Annotated in this window: 15 protein-coding genes and 1 pseudogene; 11 read left to right on the forward strand and 5 right to left on the reverse strand. The window is 66.0% G+C overall.

The annotated features are described in order from the left end of the window. From flgA to flgF, 3 genes are read right to left on the reverse strand one after another with little or no spacing between them, the layout of a single operon-like run. Positions 1-1,140: a flagellar basal body P-ring formation chaperone FlgA gene (gene flgA, locus FNV92_RS12200; protein WP_168213737.1), complete on the reverse strand. Its 1,140-nt coding sequence runs from the start codon at positions 1,138-1,140 to the stop codon at positions 1-3. Positions 1,141-1,150: 10 nt separating this feature from the next. After that, entirely contained in the window at positions 1,151-1,939 is a 789-nt protein-coding gene (gene flgG, locus FNV92_RS12205; protein ID WP_015684958.1) for a flagellar basal-body rod protein FlgG, read from the reverse strand. 17 nt (positions 1,940-1,956) lie between these two features. Then, complete coding sequence (gene flgF, locus FNV92_RS12210; protein ID WP_015684959.1) at positions 1,957-2,718, reverse strand: flagellar basal-body rod protein FlgF; 762 nt, start codon at positions 2,716-2,718, stop codon at positions 1,957-1,959. Positions 2,719-3,099: 381 nt separating this feature from the next. Here flgF and fliL point away from each other — a divergent pair, with 381 nt between their 5' ends. From fliL to FNV92_RS12240, 6 genes and pseudogenes are all read left to right on the forward strand, one after another. Next, positions 3,100-3,600: a flagellar basal body-associated protein FliL gene (gene fliL, locus FNV92_RS12215; RefSeq protein WP_015684960.1), complete on the forward strand. Its 501-nt coding sequence runs from the start codon at positions 3,100-3,102 to the stop codon at positions 3,598-3,600. Positions 3,601-3,619: 19 nt separating this feature from the next. Then, positions 3,620-4,822, forward strand: a complete 1,203-nt coding sequence (fliM, locus tag FNV92_RS12220; protein ID WP_015684961.1) for a flagellar motor switch protein FliM — start codon at positions 3,620-3,622, stop codon at positions 4,820-4,822. Continuing rightward, complete coding sequence (locus FNV92_RS12225) at positions 4,819-5,268, forward strand: DUF6468 domain-containing protein (protein WP_015684962.1); 450 nt, start codon at positions 4,819-4,821, stop codon at positions 5,266-5,268. Before fliM ends, FNV92_RS12225 begins: the two co-directional genes overlap by 4 nt. Before the next feature lie 9 nt (positions 5,269-5,277). Beyond that, positions 5,278-6,033, forward strand: coding sequence for a MotE family protein (locus FNV92_RS12230; RefSeq protein ID WP_143840781.1), 756 nt, complete (start codon positions 5,278-5,280; stop codon positions 6,031-6,033). Between the two features lie 102 nt (positions 6,034-6,135). Next, positions 6,136-9,869: pseudogene (locus FNV92_RS12235) on the forward strand (tetratricopeptide repeat protein). A gap of 81 nt (positions 9,870-9,950) precedes the next feature. After that, positions 9,951-10,187: a hypothetical protein gene (locus tag FNV92_RS12240; RefSeq protein ID WP_015684965.1), complete on the forward strand. Its 237-nt coding sequence runs from the start codon at positions 9,951-9,953 to the stop codon at positions 10,185-10,187. A gap of 161 nt (positions 10,188-10,348) precedes the next feature. Here FNV92_RS12240 and fliP read toward each other — a convergent pair whose 3' ends face one another. After that, positions 10,349-11,104 carry a flagellar type III secretion system pore protein FliP gene (gene fliP, locus FNV92_RS12245; RefSeq protein WP_015684966.1) on the reverse strand — a complete coding sequence of 252 codons (756 nt, stop codon included), beginning with the start codon at positions 11,102-11,104 and terminating at the stop codon, positions 10,349-10,351. After that, on the reverse strand, positions 11,101-12,084 hold the full coding sequence (locus tag FNV92_RS12250) for a flagellar biosynthetic protein FliO (RefSeq protein ID WP_143840780.1): 984 nt from the start codon (positions 12,082-12,084) through the stop codon (positions 11,101-11,103). The genes fliP and FNV92_RS12250 overlap by 4 nt, the downstream gene beginning before the upstream one ends. Positions 12,085-12,435: 351 nt before the next feature. Here FNV92_RS12250 and flgB point away from each other — a divergent pair, with 351 nt between their 5' ends. From flgB to fliR, 5 genes are all read left to right on the forward strand, one after another. Continuing rightward, positions 12,436-12,840, forward strand: a complete 405-nt coding sequence (gene flgB, locus FNV92_RS12255; RefSeq protein WP_143840779.1) for a flagellar basal body rod protein FlgB — start codon at positions 12,436-12,438, stop codon at positions 12,838-12,840. A gap of 17 nt (positions 12,841-12,857) precedes the next feature. Beyond that, positions 12,858-13,283: a flagellar basal body rod protein FlgC gene (flgC, locus tag FNV92_RS12260; RefSeq protein ID WP_015684969.1), complete on the forward strand. Its 426-nt coding sequence runs from the start codon at positions 12,858-12,860 to the stop codon at positions 13,281-13,283. A gap of 15 nt (positions 13,284-13,298) precedes the next feature. Then, positions 13,299-13,613 carry a flagellar hook-basal body complex protein FliE gene (gene fliE / locus FNV92_RS12265; RefSeq protein WP_015684970.1) on the forward strand — a complete coding sequence of 105 codons (315 nt, stop codon included), beginning with the start codon at positions 13,299-13,301 and terminating at the stop codon, positions 13,611-13,613. A gap of 142 nt (positions 13,614-13,755) precedes the next feature. Continuing rightward, positions 13,756-14,019 carry a flagellar biosynthesis protein FliQ gene (gene fliQ, locus FNV92_RS12270; protein ID WP_015684971.1) on the forward strand — a complete coding sequence of 88 codons (264 nt, stop codon included), beginning with the start codon at positions 13,756-13,758 and terminating at the stop codon, positions 14,017-14,019. Positions 14,020-14,036: 17 nt separating this feature from the next. Beyond that, positions 14,037-14,810, forward strand: coding sequence for a flagellar biosynthetic protein FliR (fliR, locus tag FNV92_RS12275; RefSeq protein WP_015684972.1), 774 nt, complete (start codon positions 14,037-14,039; stop codon positions 14,808-14,810). The last annotated feature ends 1 nt before the right edge of the window (position 14,811 follow it).

A 14,811-nucleotide genomic window follows, 5' to 3' on the forward strand; every position in this document is an offset into this window, starting at 1 on the left:
TTACTCTGACTTGGCTGGAGCTTGCGTGACGCGAACTTGCGGGATCTGGGCCTGTGCGATCTGGGCCGGAGACGCGGGGGCCTGGACCAGGTTCCGGAGCAGGGCAGCAGTGTCGACGGGGGCGGGCGCTTCGTCGCGCTTGAGCGAGGAGGTCTGCTCGACCGCAGCCGGCGTCGGCGCGGACTGGCTGGCGCCCTGGACGGTGATCTGGCCGCGGGCGGTGACGGTCCCGGTCAGCGTGCGCTTGGTCTGCAGATTGAGAACGCTCACGGTGTCGCCCTCGGCGCCGCTCTCGAGCGCCTTGCCGCGGGTGGTGAGGTAGATCCCGGGAACCTGGTAGATCACGGTGACGCTCTGGTCGCGCGACACGAAGTCGGGCTTGACGATATCGGCGACGCGGATCGGCGTGCCCGCCCGCATCGGCCGGCGCAGCTGCATGCCGATGACGCGGTCGCGCGAGGCGGCCTCGCCGGCGACCTCGGCCTTAGGCCGGCGCTCCAGCGCAAGGTCGGAGGATTTCAGGATGTCGGCGCGGTCGATGTCGCGCGCCAGCACGGCCACTTCCACCGTCTCGATCGCGTTGCCGGTGAAGCGCAGCTTGGTCGGCGTCGGATTGCTGTCGTTGACGATCTCGAAGGCGACGTCGAAGCGGCCGCTGCGGGCGTCGTAGCGGGTCGCGACCGGCTGCAGCGCGCCGCTGTTGGAAGCGTCCAGCCGCATGTCGGAGATGCCGCGGTCGAAGGTGACGGTGATGTTGGCGGCGTCCCCAAGTCCGAACCGGCGCTCCAGCGCCGAGGCGACCGCGTTTTCGAGGTCCTTGTGAACGAGCGTGCGGGCGAGGCGGGTGACCTGGACTTCCTTGATGTCGCCGGTCATCACGCCGATCACCTGTTTTCCGCGCAGCACCGACAGCACCTGCGCGACCGGCAGTGCGCCGGTGGTGCCGAGATCGGGCGAGCGGTAGACCGGGATCATTGCGGCCGAGCCGGCATTGTCGATGAGATCGCCGACCCGCACCACGTCCGAGGTGACGGTGACGCTGGCGCGCAGCGTCGGCGCCGCGATGAAATCGTCGGCGGCCCGCGCCGGTAGCGCCAGCGCGAGGAGGACGGAGATCGTGGCAAGAGTGGTGCGGATCATCATCATGACCTCAGCGGAACAGCGCCGTGGTTGATTGCATCATCTGGTCGGCGGCGCTGATGACCTTGGCGTTCATCTCATAGGCGCGCTGCGCGGCGATCAGATCGCTCATCTCCGAAACGACGTCGACATTGGCCTGCTCCAGGCTTCCCTGAGTGACCTTGCCGTAGCCTTCGGAGTTCGCCGTGCCGTCCTGCGGCGAGCCGGAGGCCGGCGTTTCGGTGAACAGGTTGCTGCCGACCGGCTGCAGGCCGGCCTTGTTGATGAAACGGGTCACGCCGATCTGGCCGATGATCGAGGAGGTCGACGAGCCCGGCAGCGTCACCGAGACCTGGCCCTGCTCGCTCACCGCGATGCCAGAGGCGTTGTTCGGGATGGTGATGGTCGGCTGCACAGGGTTGCCCTGCGCCGTGACGATGCGGCCCTGATTGTCCATCTGGAAGGTGCCGTCGCGGGTGTACTGGTAGGTGCCGTCGGGCATCAGGATCTTGAAGAAGCCTTCGCCCGAGATCGCGAGATCAAGGTCGTTGCCGGTCTGCGACAGGGTGCCCTGCGTCATGCTGCGCGGCGTGCCGACGGTCTTGACGCCGCCGCCGACGTCGACGCCGACGGGCAGGATGGTGCCCTGGTCCGAGGCCTGTGCGCCGACGCGGCGCACGTGTTCGTAGATCAGGTCCTGGAACGCCGCCGTCTGCTTCTTGAAGCCGGTGGTGCGCAAGTTGGCGATGTTGTTGGAGATGACCTGGACGTTGAGTTCCTGGGCCGCCATTCCGGTCGCAGCGGTGTGGAGCGCTTGCATGTCAGTAATCCCTTACATCAGGCCGGAACGTCGGCGAGCTTCTCGATCGCCGATTTGTGGAGGTCGCTCTGCTGCTGGAGCAGATTGGCGATGGCGGTGTAGCTGCGCATGACTTCGACCATGCGGCTCATCTCGCCGACCGAGTTGACGTTCGATTTCTCGATGTAGCCCTGGCGGACCACGGACTTGGCGTCGGCCTGGATGACGGCGGAGCCGGCGTCATAGAGGTTGGCGCCGAGCTTGGTCAGCTTGGCCGGATCGTCGAACGAGGCCATGCGGATCTTGCCGCGGATCGAGTCGGTCCTGGCCGTGCCCTCGAGCACGGTGACGGTGCCGTCGGGGGCGACGTTGATGTCGTGGTCGGTCGGCTGGAAGGTGATCGGGCCGCCGGTGCCGAGCACGAGGTTGCCGTCGGAGGTGACGAGCTGGCCGGTGCTGTTGAGCGAGAATTTGCCGTCGCGGGTGTAGCGCTCGCCGCCGCCGGCCTGCACAGCGAAAAACGCGTTGCCGTCGATCGCCATGTCGAGCGGATTGTTGGTCGGCTCCATCGGCCCCTGGCCGACGTCGCGGAAGGTGCCGCGGTCCTGCACATAGGAGACCCGGCGGTCGGAGGCGATGAAATTGTCCTCACGCGCGTTCGAATTGAGGAATTCCTCGAACAGCGAATGGTCGGCCTTGAAGCCGTTGGTGTTGGCGTTGGCAACGTTGTTGGCGATGACATCCATCTGCCGCTCCAACGTCATCTGCCGTGACAAGCCGATCAGAAGCGCGTTCTGCATCGGAGATCTCCCCTGAGCGAGCCGCCACCTCGCTCTCCCAAGCGCCTTGGCCGACCCCGTGATCGAGACTGTCAGGTTCTCCCAAACCCTCCGGTCTCATCCCTGTCTCAGCGAAAGCCGTGCCAACGTGGGAAGTTTTGAAATTTCAATGGTTTGTTGATTTTTCGAGGGCGCGGGAAGGCGGCAGAAAGGTTCTGTTAGCCATGTTTGCCCGGCAGATTTTTCCTAGTGCAGGCCCGATCGAAAGGTTCCGTTAACCATTATTACCGTAGCGTTTGCGAGCAAGAGGAGCGCATTGCGCTGGGGCATTTGTATCGCGTCATTGTCTGCCAGGAGGCTTCGCTCTTTCGATCCGTTTAAGATGAGCGAGCCTGATCGACCATGGCAGAGAATGAAGCGGAAGGCGGCGCAGCCGCCGAAGGCGCGGAAGCCGCTGCCCCCAAGAGCAAGTTCAAGCTGATCCTGATCATCGTCGGCGCACTCGTCCTGCTCGGGGGCGGCGCTGCGACCTGGTTCCTGTTCTTCCGCCATGGCGAGGACGAGCATCACGCCGAGGCGGCGCCCCCGCCGAAGCCGCCGGCCTTCGTCGAGGTGCCCGACATCATGGTCAACCTTGCCGGCTCGCCCGGTGAGCGCGTGCAATACCTGAAGCTGAAGGTCGTGCTGGAGCTGAAGGAAGAGAAGCAGATCGAGACGATCAAGCCGACGATGCCGCGCATCACCGACATCTTCCAGACCTATGTGCGCGAATTGCGCTCGTCCGACCTCAACGGTTCCGCCGGCATCTTCCGCCTCAAGGAAGAGCTGACCAAGCGCGTCAACGCGGCGGTCGCGCCGGTCCAGGTCAGCGCGGTGCTGTTCAAGGAAGTCGTGATCCAGTGAGCATGGCGGGCTAGGGATCATGGCGGGCACCGACCAACCAGACCAGGACGCAATTGCCGCCCAATGGGAGGCCTCGCTCGATTCCGAGGATCCCGCCGAGGCCGCGAAGGCTGCTGCCGAAAACGAACTATCCGAGACCATGGCCCTGCAATGGGCGGCCATGGTCGAGGACGGCAGCCGCGATCTGGGCACCGGCAAGAACTCCGGCGAGCGGGTGCTGTCGCAGGAGGAGATCGACAACCTCCTCGGCTTCACGGTCGGCGACGTCACGCTCGACGATCATTCCGGCATTCGCGCGATCATCGATTCGGCGATGGTCTCCTACGAGCGTCTGCCGATGCTCGAAATCGTCTTCGACCGCCTGGTGCGGTTGCTGACGACAAGCTTGCGCAATTTCACCTCGGACAACGTCGAAGTCTCGCTCGACCGCATCACGTCGGTGCGCTTCGGCGACTACATGAACTCGATCCCGCTGCCCGCCGTGCTCACGGTGTTCAAGGCCGAGGAGTGGGAAAACTTCGGCATGGCGGTGGTCGATTCCAGCCTGATCTATTCGATGATCGACGTGCTGCTCGGCGGCCGCCGCGGCTCGAGCCAGCTCCGCATCGAGGGCCGGCCCTACACCACGATCGAGACCGAACTGGTGAAGCGGCTGGTCGAGGTGGTGCTGACCGACGCCGAGCAGGCGTTCCGGCCGCTGTCGCCGGTGACCTTCACGATCGACCGGCTCGAGACCAATCCGCGTTTCGCCGCGATCAGCCGCCCCGCCAACGCCGCGATCCTGGTGCGCCTGCGCATCGACATGGAAGATCGCGGCGGCAATATCGAGCTGCTGCTGCCTTATGCGACCATTGAGCCAATCCGGGGCGTCCTGCTCCAGATGTTCATGGGCGAGAAATTCGGCCGGGATACGGTCTGGGAGGGCCATTTCGCCACCGAGATCAACCAGGCCGAGATCTCGGTCGACGCCGTGCTCTACGAGGCCGACATCCCGCTCAAGCAGCTGATGCGGCTCAAGGTCGGCGACACCCTGCCGCTCGACATGCGCGCGGATGCCAACGTGACCGTGCGCTGCGGCGACGTCACCCTGACCGAGGGGCGGATGGGCCGGGTCGGCGATCGCGTCGCGATTCGGGTGACGAAACCCTTGCGCAAGCCAAGTACGACACTTGCCATGTTCGAGAAGGTCGACGAGCAGAACAAGATGATGGAGGCCCCATGAACCACTCCCTGGGAATGGCGATCGAGACGCTGGTGGCTATCCTGCTGATGCTGACGATCTTCTACTGCGTCATGCTCAACAAGCGGCTGACGCGGCTGAAGGCGGACGAGCATTCGCTGAAGGCGGTCATCGGTGAACTGATCACGGCGACCGAGATCGCCGAGCGCGCGATCGGCGGGCTGAAGCTCGCGGTGCGCGACGTCAACGAGAACCTCGGCAGCCAGCTCGCGGCGGCAACACAGATGTCGGACCAGCTCTACAAGCAGCTCGGCGAAGCCGACAACGTGGTGCGGCGCCTGTCCAAGATCGCGATCGCCGCGCGCCCCATGACCGGTCAGGAAACGGTTGCCGCACCCGTGGCCAAGCCATCCTCGGCGAAGGCGGTGGCTGCCGCGGCCGAAGCCTTCTCCGAGCGCCGACGATCCAACGGCGGCCTTGCCGCATAAAGTCAGGGTATGAAGTCCTTTCGTAACATCCGCGTCATTCCGATCGTCCTGGTCGCCGTCGCAGGCCTCACCACGCTCAAGGTCGCGGGCCTCGTGATCAATGGCGGCTATGTCTTCGACTACCAGCCGAACAAGCTCAAAAAATCCTGGGCGCAGGAGAATCTGAATTTTCCGGGACGGGAAGACCCCGACATCACCGGCTCGACCCATGGCGCGCCGAAGGAGGCACCGAAGCCCGCTGCTCCCGAGACCAAGATGGAGGGGGGCACCCCGATCAAAATCGATGAGCCGCAGATCTCGGCCTCGGAGCGCGCGATCCTGGAACGGCTGCAGGCACGCCGGCAGGAGATCGAGGCCCGCCAGCGCGAGATCGACATTCGCGAGAGCCTGCTCAAGTCGGCCGAAAAGCGCATCGAGAACAAGGTCGACGAGATGAAGGCGGTGGAATCCCGCATTTCCGCAGGCCAGGCCGAGCAGAAGGCCGCCGAAGCCCAGCGCATGAAGGGCCTCGTGACCATGTATGAGGGCATGAAGCCCAAGGACGCCGCGCGGGTGTTCGACCGGCTCGAGATGGGTGTTCTGATCGAGATCGCCTCGGCCATCGCGCCGCGAAAGATGTCGGACATCATGGGCCTGATGTCGCCGGAAGCCGCCGAGCGGCTGACGGTCGAGATGGCCCGCCGCGCCAATGGCGGCGGCGATCAATCGGCCTCGGCCGGCGATCTGCCCAAGATCGACGGCAAGCCGACGCAAAAACCGAACTGAGGGCTCATACTTAAGAAGCCCTTAATTGGCAAAACCTACAATCGACGGCACGGGCCGGCGCCAGTGCCGGCATGGACCGTCGAACCGGAAGAAATGCCGCCAATGGCGCAGAAGGCTGCCGCCGGATTTGTGTCGCGAGCCCGCGCCTTGGCGCGGGTGCCGTCGCGCCATGTCCGCAAGGCCGCCACGCTGGCGGCCTGCCTGCTGATCGGCTTCAGTGCGCCCGCCAGGGCGGCCGACCCGGTCCGGGGCGAGGCGATTTTCTCGTCCGCGGGCGGCTTCGCCCGGCTGGTCATCAAGCTTGGCGAGGACGTTCCCTCCGAGGTCACGACGGCGGGCTCCATTCTCATCATCCGCTTCGACCGGCCGGTCGACGTTCCCGTCGACCGCGTCCCGGAAGGCGCGCCCGACTACGTCAATTCCGCCCGGCGCGATCCCGATGGCGGTGCCATCCGGCTGTCGCTGGCGCGGCGCGTCACCGTCAACACCATGAATGCCGGCGAGCGCACCTTCATCGATCTGTTGCCGGACGGCTGGAAGGGGCCGCCGCCGAGCCTGCCCATGGACGTGGTCAAGGAACTCGCCGAGCGCGCGCGCGTGGCCGAGCGCGCCTTGCGCGCCCAGCGCGCCTCGGTCGAGAGCAAGAAGCGTCCGCCGATCCGCGTTCGCGCTTCGGTGCAGCCGACCTTCGTGCGTTTCGTGTTCGAGATGCCCGACGGCGTCGGTGTGTCCTCCGTTCTCAACGAGCAGAAGCTCACGCTGGCCTTCAACGCCAACCTCAATTTCGATCTGGCGGACGCCGTCGTCGCCGCCCCCCGAACGTCGCTTCGATCAAGCAGAAGGGCGACGTCGACCAGACCAGCGTCGAGATCGCTCTGATCGGTGATTCCGACGTGCACTCCTTCCGCGACGAGAAGAACTACGTCGTCGACATCGCCTTCCAGCCGGACAAGGGCAAGACCGCCGCAACCGCCGAATCCGTGCTCGCGCAGGCGAAGCCTGCTGCCCAAGCTCGTGCACCGGCGCCGGAAAAGCCGGCGGCGGAGAAGCCGAGGGAGGCCCAGCGCGAGATCTCACCGCCGACCTCGGAGACGATCGCCCGCGAAGCCAGGATCGAGGTGAAGCCCGAGGCGAAGATGGAAGCACCCGCCGCGGCGCCGCCCGGCGAAGCACCCAAGGAAGTACTCAAGGAAGCACCCAAGCCGGCGCCGGCTCCCGTGGTCGAAGCGCCGCCCGCTGCGGAAGCGCCCAAGGAAACAGTCAAGGCAACGGTCAAGGAAGTCGCCAAGGAAGCCGTCAAGGAAGCCCCGAAGCCGGCCGCGCCGGCAACGGAAGCCGCGGTCGCGCCCGTCAAGCCTGCGACTGCCGAGGCGCCGGCCGCGCCGTCGCCGCCCATTGCCAGCGTCGATGCGCGCCGTGACAGCGACGGCTTGCGCGTCACGTTCCCGCTTCAGGTCGCAACGCCCGCGGCGGCGTTCCGCCGCGGTGACACGGTGTGGCTGGTGTTCGACTCGCCGAAGCCGATCGACGTCGAGGCGATCCGCACCAGGGGCGGTGCGATGATCGGCGAAGTCAGCCGCATGCCGCTCGACAAGGGGCAGGCGGTGCGCATCCGTCTCACCCGGCCGCTGGTCTACTCGCTGACGAGCGAGGAGGTCGGCAAGGAGACCAACTGGCTGCTGACGCTCGCCGACAAGATCCAGGCGACGCCGTTGCCGCTGATGATGTCGCGCAACATCACCGATCCCGCGCTCGCCACCATCGCGATCCCCTTCGCCAATCCGGGCGTGTTGCATAAACTGACCGATCCCGACGCCGGCGACATGCTCTATGTCGTCACCGCGCAGCGACCGGTCCGCGGCTTCATCAAGCGGCAGGACCTCGTCGATCTCTCGCTGCTGGAATCCGCGCACGGCATTGCGATCCGGCCGAACTCCGACGAGGTCGGTGTGGAGGTCGGTTCCGACAAGGTCATTCTCGGCAAGAAGGGCGGGCTGACGCTGTCGCCGGTCGATATTTCCGCCGACCGCGCGCCGACCGCGGTTCGGCCGATCTTCAGCCCGGAAGGCTGGCGCAAGGGCCAGTCCGAAAACTTCGTCGCGCGGCAGGGCGAGCTGATCTTGGCGGCCGCCACCGCCGAGCCGGCGCAGCGCTCGCTGCCGCGGCTCGACCTCGCGCAGTTCTACATGTCGCGCGCCATGTATCACGAAGCCAAGGCCGTGACCGACCTGATGCTGAGCGATCCTCTCAACAAGGAGGAGAGCGGCGCGCTGATCATGCATGCGATCGCGAGCATCCTGATCGGCCGGCCGGCGCAGGGTCTGAAGGACCTCGCCAATCCCGTGATCGGCAACAGCCATGATTCCCAGCTCTGGAAGGCGCTCGCCTATGCGCGCCAGGGCAAATGGGCCGATGCGCGCGAGAAGTTCAAGAACGTCGAATTCGCCATCGCCTCGCTGCCGCTCGACATCCAGCGCATCGTGACGATGGACGCGATGCGCGCCTCGCTCGAGGTCAAGGACTATGCCGGCGCCTCCAAGCGCCGCAGCGAGATCGAGGTGGTCGGCATCCCGCCCGAGGCTGCGCCCGGCTTCGCGGTGCTGCGCGGCCGGCTCGCCGAGGCGCTCGGTCACGACAAGGACGCGCTCGACGACTACAAGTTCGCGGTCGCCTCCGACGACCGGGCGGCGGCGGCGGAGGCCAAGCAGCTCGAGGTGGCATTGCGGCAGAAGCGCGACGAGATCAGCAAGGAAGACGCGCTGCGCGAGCTCGAGACGCTGTCGATGACCTGGCGCGGCGACTCGATCGAGGTCAAGACGCTCCAGTTGCTGTCCCAGATGTACGCGGAGAACGGGCGCTATCGCGACGCGCTCACGGCGGCGCGCACCGCGACGAGGCTCCAGCCGAACGCCGAGGCCTCGCGCCAGGCGCAGGACCTTGCCTCCGACCTGTTCACGCAGATCTTCCTGGGCCCCAAGGGCGACGATCTGCCGGCGGTCGAGGCGCTCGGGATGTTCTACGAGTTTCGCGAGTTGACGCCGATCGGCCGTCGCGGCGACGAGCTGATCCGCCGTCTCTCCGACCGTCTCGCCTCGATCGACCTGCTCGACCAGGCCGCCGAGCTTCTGCAATACCAGGTCGACCATCGTCTCGAAGGCGCCGCCCGCGCCCAGGTCGCCGCACGCCTGTCCATGATCTATCTCGCCAACCGCAGGCCGGACAAGGCGATCGCGGCACTGCGCGCGAGCCGCATCAGCGATCTCTCCGGCGAGCTGCGCCAGCAGCGCCTGCTGCTGGAGGCGCGGGCGCAGAGCGATGTCGGCCGTCACGACCTCGCGCTCGACATCGTCTCCAACGTCTCCGGGCGCGAGGTGCTTCGCCTGCGCTCCGACATCTTCTGGGCGGCGCGGCGCTGGCGCGAGTCCGCCGAGCAGATCGAGCTCTATTACGGCGAGCGCTTCCGCGACTTCAAGCCGCTCAATGCGGTGGAGAAGAGCGACATCATCCGCGCCGCCGTCGGCTATGCGCTCGCGGACGATTCGATCGGCCTGTCGCGCTTTCGCGAGAAGTACGCGCCGCTGATGAGCGAGAGCGCCGACCGTCTCGCCTTCGACATCGCCAGCAAGCCGGCCGCTTCCTCGAGCGCCGAATTCGCCGAGATCGCCAAGCTCGCCGCCAGCGTCGACACGCTCGACGGCTTCCTGCGCGAGATGAAGCAGCGCTTCCCCGACGCCACCGCCCGCGCGCCGGGCTCGCCGCAGGCCAAGGAAGAGGCCGACCACACCGGCTCGCTGCCCACGATCCCCGTCGTGCGGCAGATCAAGATGACGCGGTAGGAACCCTGCTACCTCTGGACCTCTCGACAGGTGCCGCGCCAGGCGGCAACCTGTGCCCCTTCATGCCGGGAGAGCGTTGTTATGAGCAAGCCTGCCAAGACCGAAGCCGAACTCGTCGCCATGGCGCGGGCCGAATTGAAGGTCCATTCCGATGGCCCTGACGGTCTCGCCATCTCGATCGTCCGCGACGGTGACAGCTGGGAATTCCGTGCCGATGCGGACCAGGCGACGCGGGACAAGCCGGGCTTTCCCGAAAGTGTCGCCATGCTGGTGCAGATCGGTGATCACCTCAGCAAGCAGTATGACGTGAAGGGGTAGGGCAGGTCTGCCCCACGTAACGCGATTCGTGTCACACATTCGGTGTCGTCGCCCGGCTTGACCGGGCGACCCAGTACTACGAGACGGAAGTGATCGATCGATGGGCCGCGGGGTACTGGATGCTCCGGTCAAGCCGGGGCATGACAGCGGAAGTTGCGGTACTATCCCCCGTAACTCTGCACAAGGCTCCCCGCCACCAGCGACCAGCCGTCGACCAGCACGAAGAAGATCAGCTTGAACGGCAGCGAGATCGTCGCCGGCGGCAGCATCATCATGCCCATCGACATCAGCACGGAGGCCACGACGAGGTCGATGATCAGGAAGGGCAGGAACAGCAGGAAGCCGATCTCGAAGGCGCGCTTCAGCTCCGAAATCATGAAGGCGGGGACGAGGATGCGCAGCGCGAGGTCGTCGGGGGTGGCCGGCGGCGGCTCGCGGGACAGGTCCAGGAACAGCTTGAGGTCCTTCTCGCGCACGTTCTTCTGCATGAAGCCGCGCAAAGGGACGGAGGCGCGCTGCAGCGCGTCCTCGACGCTGATCTGGTTGGCGACGAGCGGGCGGATGCCCTCGTCGTAGGATTTCTGCAGGACGGGTCCCATCACGAAGAAGGTGAGGAACATCGCGAGCGCGATGATCACCGAGTTCGGCGGTGCGGTCGCCGTGCCCATCGCGGTACGCAGCAGCGACAGCACGACCACGATGCGCGTGAACGACGTCATCATGATCAGGATCGACGGCGCGATCGACAGCACCGTGAGCAGGGCGATGAGCTGGATCGCGCGCTCGGTGACGCCGCCGCCACCCTGACCGCCCAGATTGATGCTGATGTCCTGCGCATGCGCAGGGCTCGCGAGCGAAGCCGCGCCGATCAGGACAGAAAGAAGAAAAACTCTACGCGGGAGGGCCGGCAGCCTCACGAAGACGGCTTCGGACGGCCGAGCAGCGAGGCCATCTCGTCTTCGAGATTTTCAAAGCTGGTCTTTTCCACGGCCGGCTTTGCGGGCGGGGCCGGTGGCGTCGGCGGCTCACTGCGCGCCACGCGCGGCGGCGGGGCGGGCGGCTCGGGTGCAACCGGCGGCGCGACCGTCTCACCGGCGGGACGGCGCAGTGCGGCTTCGAGCCGCTGCGCCATCTCGGCGAGATTCTGCTCGGCGCTCGATGGCGCCGCAGGGGCGAGGGCCGGCGGCGCCGGAACGGACGGAGCCTGCGGCACGGGCGGAGGAGGCGGCGGCGGCGCGGGCGCGCGTTCGGCGCGGACCGGCGGCACCTTCACCGGCTCGCTCTGGCGTGGCGGACGCGGCATCAGCGGCGGTTCGTTGCGGGCGATGCGGGGCGGTACGGGTTCAGGACGCAGCTCGCGCTCAGGGCGCGGCGCGATCGGCTCGTGCGTAAAGCCGCCCAGTGGCGGCTCGCTGCGGCGCTCGGCCAAAGCGGGCGCCGGCCGGCGCACCTCGTCGGCGAAGGAGGGACGTGCGGGCCGCGGCGGCGGCTCGGGCATCTGCGGCTCGGGATGATCGAGCAGCTCGGGCCGCGGCGCTTCGTCGGCCCAGCCGCCGGTGTCGGGCATCGGCGCGAGACGCGGCGGCTCGGCGGCGTTGGGACGCTGCGGAAGCTGGTCGCGGCCGGGCGCGCCGCGCACGATATTCGGCTCGACGACGATGTCGGTGGGGCCGCCGATCATCAAGAGGTGTTCGACATTGTCACGCCGGACCAGCACCAGGCGGCGCCGGCCGTCGACCGCGGCGGCATCGATCACGGCGAGCCGGGGCATCCTGCCGCGCTGGGTGTTGGCGCCGAGCCGGCTGGAGGCGAATCGGCGAACCAGCCATGCAGCGACGCCGATCAACGCCAGAACGACGATGAACGCGACGATGAACGTGATAGGGCTGCCTTGCATACTTGTCCCCGACAAATGGCGCTTTTCTCGTGCCTAAGGTCAGATGCGCCGACCACAGGCGTGCGATGCCCCAAACTGCGATTTCTTAACGTCCCACGGCAAGTTTTGCCGTCCCCAACTCTTAATAACCCATGAATCGCTCGATCCAAAACGACTTCTTGGCCTGTGCATGACCGGCCAAGCGATTGGGTTAATGCCGCTTTTCGGGGCGTAGAATCACGGGAGCGCAAACGCGTGTTCCGCGCGATGGCAAGCGTCGATCGCATCCTTAACCACCTGTTAACCATACACGCGGCAAATTCTGCCTAGCTTCGGACCTCAGATCCGCAAGAGGCGGAAGGAGCCGCAACGATGTCCATCAACGACCTTCCGGTGCTGTCGGCGCTTCGCACCAAGATGCAGTGGCACCAGGAGCGCCAGCGCGTCCTGTCCGAGAACGTCTCCAATTCCGACACGCCCCAATTCCGGCCGCGCGACCTGGTCGAGCCGAAGCTCGACAAGGCGGGCGCGGTTACGGGCGCGATGGGCCCTCTGGCGCTCACCCGCACCAGCGGCTCCCACATCAGCCCGTCAGGCGCGGCTTCGGGCTTCGACCAGAACAAGAATGCGGGCTTTCAGACACGCCCCGCGGGCAATGCCGTCAATCTCGAAGAGGAGATGCTGAAGTCCGCCAGCAACCAGATGGATTATGCGGCGGCGACCTCGCTTTATTCGAAGAGCCTGCATCTGCTCAAGACCGCGATCGGTAAAGGCTAGGGCCGGAGAGGTAGACCATGGCGAATGACAGCAGCGACTTTGCCCGCTCGATGGCGATTGCGACCTCCGGGCTGCGCGCGCAGGCCGGGCGCATGCGGGTGATCTCGGAAAACATCGCGAATGCGGATTCGACCTCGCAGACCGCAGGCGGCAATCCCTACCGGCGCAAGGTGCCGACCTTCTCCTCCGCGCTCGACCGGACCCTGGATGCGCAGGTGGTGACGCTGGGCAAGATCAAGCCCGACCAGTCCAACTTCCGCGTCAAATACGAGCCGAACAATCCGGCGGCGGACGCCACCGGCAACGTCAAATATCCCAACGTGAACTCGGTGGTCGAGATGACCGACATGCGCGATGCGCAGCGGTCCTACGAGGCCAACCTCAACATCATCAGTGCGACGCGCCGGATGATCCAGCGCACTCTCGACATCCTCAAGAGCTGAACAGGACAATGAGCCATGGCATCACCGACAGTCGCCGCCAATGCTTATGCCAACCTCGCCCGCGTGCTGGAAAACAGCGGCGCCGGTGCAGGCAAGGGCAGCGAAGCGAGCGGGCAATCCTTTGCGTCGCTGCTGAAAGACGCCGTCGGCAGCGTCATGGAGTCCGGCAGAAAGTCCGACGCGCAGACGGTGGCGATGGCCGCCGGCAAGGCCAACGTGATGGACGTGGTGACGGCGGTCGCCGACACTGACGTCGCCGTATCCACGCTGGTCTCGGTCCGCGACCGCGTGATCGCGGCCTATGAAGACATCATGAAGATGCCGATCTGATTTGGGGGCGCTGTCATTCCGGGGCGCGCGCAGCGCGAACCCGGAATCCATGGTGCGACCAACGCCGCGGCTCGATGGATTCCGGGCTCTCGCTTCGCGAGCCCCGGAATGACGACCAACAATTCACAGTGAGAAAAAGAAAATGACCGGACCCGAAACCCTCGACGTCGCGCGTGATGCGATCTGGACGATCGTGATCGTGTCGTCGCCGCTGATGGTGGTCGGCCTCGTGGTCGGCGTCATCGTGTCGCTGTTCCAGGCGCTGACGCAGATCCAGGAGCAGACGCTGATCTACGTGCCGAAAATCCTGGCCATCTTCGCCACGATGCTGTTGGCGCTGCCGTTCATGGCCGACGCACTTCATTCTCACATGCTGCGGATCTCGTCGCGAATCATCGGCGGCTGAGGCACAATGCGCCCGTCATGCGCATCGACGTCTCGCTGCTGCCGGCGCTCGCCGCGGCCTTCATGCTCGTCTTCGCCCGGGTCGGCGCGATGGTGATGCTGCTGCCGGGGCTGGGCGAGACCAATATTCCGACGCGAATCAAGCTGTCGATCGCGCTGCTGCTCACGCTGATCATCCTGCCGCTGCATCGGAGCGCCTACCAGGTCGACATGGGCTCGCTGGCGCCGCTGCTGGTCCTGATGCTGCATGAAATCGTGATCGGCATCGTGCTGGGCGCGACCGCCCGCGTGACGCTGTCGGCGCTTCAGGTCGCAGGTTCCGTCATCGCGCAGCAGATGGGGCTCGGCTTCGTCACCTCGGTCGACCCGACCCAGGGACAGCAGGGGGTGCTGGTCGGCAACTTCCTGACCATGCTTGGCATCACGCTGTTATTTGCCACCGACAGCCATCACCTGGTGATCGCGGCACTGAACGACAGCTACGCGATCTTCTCGCCGGGCGAGACCGTTTCGAGCGGCGATGTCGCTTCGCTGGCGACGCGCGCCTTTGCGGCCGCGTTTCTGCTCGGCCTGCAGCTTTCCGGGCCGTTCCTGGTGTTCGGCCTCGTCTTCAATATCGGGCTCGGCGTGCTGGCGCGGCTGATGCCGCAGATGCAGGTCTATTTCGTCGGCGTGCCGCTGTCGATCTTCGCGGGCTTTCTGGTGCTCGCCGTGGTGCTTACCGCGATGATGGGCACGTTTCTCGACTATTTCATCGGTGTCATGCACCAGATGATGCCGCTCAACAGGTGAT

This window comes from Bradyrhizobium cosmicum (assembly GCF_007290395.2).
Lineage (GTDB): Bacteria > Pseudomonadota > Alphaproteobacteria > Rhizobiales > Xanthobacteraceae > Bradyrhizobium > Bradyrhizobium cosmicum.

Coding starts and splice junctions, on each gene's coding strand:
- flgC (WP_015684969.1), top strand. CDS start 12,858: ATGGCGAATGACAGCAGCGACTTTGCCCGCTCGATGGCGATTGCGACC.
- flgF (WP_015684959.1), bottom strand. CDS start 2,718: ATGCAGAACGCGCTTCTGATCGGCTTGTCACGGCAGATGACGTTGGAG.
- FNV92_RS12225 (WP_015684962.1), top strand. CDS start 4,819: ATGAACCACTCCCTGGGAATGGCGATCGAGACGCTGGTGGCTATCCTG.
- FNV92_RS12230 (WP_143840781.1), top strand. CDS start 5,278: ATGAAGTCCTTTCGTAACATCCGCGTCATTCCGATCGTCCTGGTCGCC.
- fliL (WP_015684960.1), top strand. CDS start 3,100: ATGGCAGAGAATGAAGCGGAAGGCGGCGCAGCCGCCGAAGGCGCGGAA.
- FNV92_RS12240 (WP_015684965.1), top strand. CDS start 9,951: ATGAGCAAGCCTGCCAAGACCGAAGCCGAACTCGTCGCCATGGCGCGG.
- fliM (WP_015684961.1), top strand. CDS start 3,620: ATGGCGGGCACCGACCAACCAGACCAGGACGCAATTGCCGCCCAATGG.
- fliE (WP_015684970.1), top strand. CDS start 13,299: ATGGCATCACCGACAGTCGCCGCCAATGCTTATGCCAACCTCGCCCGC.
- flgB (WP_143840779.1), top strand. CDS start 12,436: ATGTCCATCAACGACCTTCCGGTGCTGTCGGCGCTTCGCACCAAGATG.
- fliQ (WP_015684971.1), top strand. CDS start 13,756: ATGACCGGACCCGAAACCCTCGACGTCGCGCGTGATGCGATCTGGACG.
- flgA (WP_168213737.1), bottom strand. CDS start 1,140: ATGATCCGCACCACTCTTGCCACGATCTCCGTCCTCCTCGCGCTGGCG.
- flgG (WP_015684958.1), bottom strand. CDS start 1,939: ATGCAAGCGCTCCACACCGCTGCGACCGGAATGGCGGCCCAGGAACTC.
- fliR (WP_015684972.1), top strand. CDS start 14,037: ATGCGCATCGACGTCTCGCTGCTGCCGGCGCTCGCCGCGGCCTTCATG.
- FNV92_RS12250 (WP_143840780.1), bottom strand. CDS start 12,084: ATGCAAGGCAGCCCTATCACGTTCATCGTCGCGTTCATCGTCGTTCTG.